The organism is Paenibacillus sp. 01T422, from assembly GCF_056398785.1.
Genome location: NZ_JBFTQB010000513.1, coordinates 1 through 4604, shown reverse-complemented (window position 1 = coordinate 4604; position 4604 = coordinate 1). Strand labels below are relative to the sequence as shown.

4 protein-coding genes are annotated in these 4604 nt (G+C 44.9%); all 4 read right to left on the bottom strand.

Features of this window, described 5'->3' with window-relative positions; translation table 11 throughout:
• Nucleotides 1-821: S-layer homology domain-containing protein (locus AC1DUA_RS24655; RefSeq protein WP_477502276.1), on the bottom strand; the 821-nt coding region annotated here is incomplete at its 3' end.
• Nucleotides 822-878: 57 nt separating this feature from the next.
• Nucleotides 879-2243 (bottom strand): ABC transporter substrate-binding protein, encoded by a 1365-nt coding sequence (locus tag AC1DUA_RS24650; protein WP_477502275.1) that lies wholly within the window; start codon nt 2241-2243, stop codon nt 879-881.
• Between the two features lie 37 nt (nt 2244-2280).
• Nucleotides 2281-3285, bottom strand: a complete 1005-nt coding sequence (locus AC1DUA_RS24645) for a hypothetical protein (protein WP_477502274.1) — start codon at nt 3283-3285, stop codon at nt 2281-2283.
• A 73-nt stretch (nt 3286-3358) separates the two neighbouring features.
• Nucleotides 3359-4604, bottom strand: a 1246-nt coding sequence (locus AC1DUA_RS24640; protein WP_477502273.1) for an ABC transporter substrate-binding protein, incomplete at its 5' end; no start/stop codon positions are given.

The window sequence follows — 4604 nt, the reverse complement described above, 5'->3', positions numbered from 1 at the left end:
GGATTATCTTTCAACTGTGTCATTTGCGAGCTTTGACGTGTGATGAAAAGCATTTTTTTGCCTTGTGCGGAAATTTCGCCAGCTGGTGCTGCAGGTTCATCTCCAGGCTGTGGCTGAACTTCTGGTTCATCTGTTTCTTCTGGCGCACTGCCAGAAAGAATTTGTTTCGCTGCAAAGCTTGCAAGAGCCAACATTTTACGTGTAGCGGATGTTTTTCCACTGAATTTACCTGCCGATTGATTCGCTAGCAAGCTTTTCTCAAGCGCAAGTGAAACATAACCTTTTGCCCAATCATCTACCGTAGAATCATCAACTGGCGTAGCTGAAGAGGCCTCATCTTCCATGCCTAAACCACGAATCAGGAAAGCTGCAAGCTCTTGACGGGAAACATCTCCAGCTGGTTTGTACGTTTTACCTTCAGCATCGTAACCATTGGTAAGCCCTGCCTTCTTCAATGCCTCGATGTAAGGAAGCGCATAGGAATTCGCTGGATCATCGGATCTGACATCTGTGAATGAAGAAACTGTCAGTGTATCGTCAACTTCGAGGTTGAAAATAATAGCAGCTACTTTCGCAAACTGTGCACGATTCATCCGAGCGTCCAGTCCGAACGTATCTTCCGTCAAGCCATTAAAAACACCATCTTGGATCAATGAATCGAATTTTTCCTTATCCGCTTGCGGTAAATTTTTCAAATCTTTGAAATCGTCAACACTTTTAACTGCTGCGGATGGCGTATCCGTGTCTGCTGCAGAAGCAAAGGGCAGGATAGTTAGTGACATGAGAAGGATAGACAATAGCGAGAATACAAATTTTTTCACGTGAACTCACCTTTCTAAATTTGATTTGTGTTGTAAATTAGCTTTGCTGGTCATCAGTTACTTAGCTGTGCTCGCTGCCTTATTAATTTCAGTTTTTGCTGACTTCACTGTTTCGATGGCTTTCGTGGCTTGTTCCTGGACCATGCGCAGCGCCGTCACGGAATCTTTGGACTCCTTGAAAATAAGCGGCTGGAAAACACCTTGAACAGGGACATCGTACCAAACCAACCCTTGATTACGAGCAGCGGGCGGCATTGCATTTTTACTGTTAAAAATAGACTCTACATGCTTGCCTTGCATTTGCGGCAAGTTTTTACCGAAGGCAGCTTTGACCGCATCTGTCTGAAGCGGACCAATAACGCCTTCTTTGGCAAGCTCAATCTGATGTTCTTCGGAGAGCAGTGCATCCATGACCTGGAAGGCAAGATCTTTTTTCTTCGATTGCTTCGTAATATACATCGAATACACATTCGGCTGATATTTCGTGTTAGGAGCGTCACTTAAGGATGGCACCGAAGCGATGTCAAAGTTCAGATTCTTGTTTTCCTCATAGAATTTGACCAAATGGTCGCTCACCGTTGCCACCGCCATGGCGATGCTTGGCTTGGAAGCGAACGTTTCCACGGTATCGAATTGATTGGCTGGAATATCGTAGAACCTTCTCATGTTATCCACTAGTTTCTTCCAATTCGGATCACTCATATCTCCTTTATCCTCGGTTTTGCTTAACGGGGATAGAGATAACTGGTTATAATTTAAATAATGACCCGGGTTTTGCGAGAAACCTTTGTACGTGACGTCACCTTCTACGCGTGTCAGCTTTTTGGCCAACTCGTAGATCTCATCATACGTCATACCGTCTTTCGGATAATCAACACCGAATTTATCGAAAATATCTTTGTTGTAAAATAAAGCAAAATCGTTGTTATAGAACGGCAGCCCGTATATTTTTCCATCCGGGGTTAAATTTTTGATTTGCGCCATATAGGCTGGATTCAATTTGCTCGTATCGAAATTATACTTTTTGATCAAATCGCTAATATCATATTGAAGGTCATTATCAATCAAATATCTTTGTACATTCATTCGTGTGTCATCCATGATGATGTCAGGGATCGTACCTGCAGCGATCAAATCCTTGTACTGTCTGCCCGGATTGTCCCAAGCTACATGCTTGATCGTGACGTTCGGAAATTTCTTTTTAATAAAATCCCCGACCTGCTTCTGAAAAATGTCCTCTTTGACGTAATAAGCCGGCCATACGGTGTAGATAAACAATTCGTTGTCAGGTGAGGTCTGGGCTTGCGGTGAAGTTTTGTCATCAGAACCACCCGGTTTGGCACTTGGAGCTGCCTCGTTCGTACACCCTGCCGCCAGTGCAAGCGTAAGCGCAAGGCCTAAGCTTATTTTCACTCGTCTCATTCCAACAATAACCTCCTTCATTTACGTCAAGAATTTGTTATCCGTTCTGCAACGTCCACAAGACAATGTTATCCCAGAGCTTCCAGCCAGCATCCGTAGAAGTATCCTGCATCCCATTACTCCAATAGTAGTAGGATAATCGCGCTTTCACTTCATAACCGTTATCAGCTTTCGCTCCTTTATCATAGTAATAAAGAGCAGCCTTCGTTTTGTCGCCGGGAACCGTAGCAATCACTTTCGCTTCCTTGCCTGGAATACCATAACTGATGCCGAAGTTATCACCGGTTTCCGTGTAAACATCTACTGTCCCAGTTAAGCCGCCGGCAATCTTATGTTTACTATCGACGATCTCAATCGATTTCAGCTTCTTGATAGTMGTACCTTCCTCTTGAGCGGATAGTCCAAGATAGAACATCCCATGGCTTTTCACATACAACGTTGGAATAGCCACTTCTTTCATAGCACCTGTTTTCAAAAATTTAGAGTTCGTCGTTTGACTAATGTAGATTAAATCGTACCCTTTCGTCGCATCAGCAGTCAGCTCACGATCTGCAAGATGGGTTACGCTAAATCCCATCCCTTTCAAACGACCTGCAATCGCAACGTCTTCAGCAGGAAGCGGCTCGGAATCTCTGCCAACAAGCAGCACTTTCTTCCCTTTCGGTGAAACTTCTGGTTGCTGAGCTGCCTCTGGCTGACTCGCAGCTGGAGCAGCAGTTGCTACAGCTGCTGGCGAGGCGGGAGCATCGCTTGCCTTGGATGAACTTGTCGTAGCTGGCGCCTTCGTTGCGTCAGCCGTAGGACTTGCTGTTTTCGTCGCTTCCACAGTTGCTGCAGGCGTGGCTGTTGCCGCAGGTGTTGGCGTCGTTGCAGGAGTCTCTGAAGCCTTCGCTGTAGCTGTTGAAGTAGCTGTTGGCGTTGCCGTCGCTGTTAATGTTGACGTGGGCGAAACGCTTGGGTCAGCTGCTTTCTCTGATGATGAACAAGCACTCATCATGATTGTCATAAACACGGCAAGAAGTACCAATAGAACACGTTTCATAGAATGGGTCACCTCTTATTCATAGTGGAGTGAAGGCTCCTCCAATGATCGGATGAAGGAGCCATATGCGGCATTATTTGGCGGCTTTCTCGGTCTGAATCGCTTTCGTTGAAGATTCTTCAATCATGCGCAGTGYGGTTACGGAGTCCTTGGATTCTCCGAAGATCAGTGGCTGGAACACACCGTGCACCGGCACATCAATGTAGGTTAAGCCTGAAGCGCGAGCCGCTGGCGGCATTGCGTTCTTGCCGTAGAAGATAGCTTGCGTATGCTTCCCTTGCATTTGCGGCAAGTTTTTACCGAAAGCTTCTTGTACTTTCTGTGTTTGCAGCGGTCCGATAATGCCTTCTTTCGCAAAATTGATTTGCATTTCTTCGGAAAGCAGATACTGGATGACTTGGAAAGCTTGATCTTTCTTAGTCGATTGTTTGGAAATGTACGCCGAGTATAGATTAGGCTGAGCTTTGACGCCTGGCGCATCCGCAAAGGATGGCATAGCAGCGATATCAAAGTTCAAGTTTTTGTTCTGTTCATACCACTGAACAATCTTTTCCGTTACGTGAACGCTCATCGCGATTTTCCCTTTTGGGAAATCATCGACGGATGTAAATTGGTTCGCCGGAATTTCGTAGAAACGTCTTAAGTTGTCTACTTCCTTCTTCCAACCCGGAGTGTTCAATTCCGCTTTATCTTCCGTCAAGCTAAGAGGCGACAGTGAAAGCTGATTATAAGTCATGTACAAACCAGGGTGCTGTTGGTAGCCTTTGTACGTGTTTTCACCCTCAACACGAGTCAGTTTTTTCGCTAATTCGTAAATTTCATCGTACGTCATACCATCTTTCGGGTAATCAACACCGAATTTATCAAAAATATCTTTGTTGTAGAACAGTACAAAATCGCTTAATTGGAAAGGCAAACCATAAATTTTACCTTCCGGCGTTATATTCTTCATCTGTGTCATGGCCGCAGGATTTAATGTGCTCGTGTCGAAATTATACTTTTTGATCAGGTCCGTCATGTCATACTGCAAATCGTTTTTCAAAATATTCCGCTGCAGATTCATCCGGGCATTGTCAATAATAATGTCAGGAACCGTACCAGCTGCAATCAGATCCTTATATTGTCGGCCAGGACTATCCCACTGAACGTGTTTGAAAGTGAGGTCTGGAAACTTCTTCTTGAGGTATTGCCCAACTTGTTTCTCCCAGATATCTTCTTTGGCATAAAAGGCTGGATACACGGTATAAATGAATATTTCTTTATCCGGTGATTTGTTTTCTGAGGCTACGGGCTGTTTGTCGGTTTGCGCAGGCTCAGAC

Bases quoted from the DNA above. Each gene is read 5' to 3' on its own strand.
- AC1DUA_RS24650 (WP_477502275.1), bottom strand. From the start codon at position 2,243: ATGAGACGAGTGAAAATAAGCTTAGGCCTTGCGCTTACGCTTGCACTG.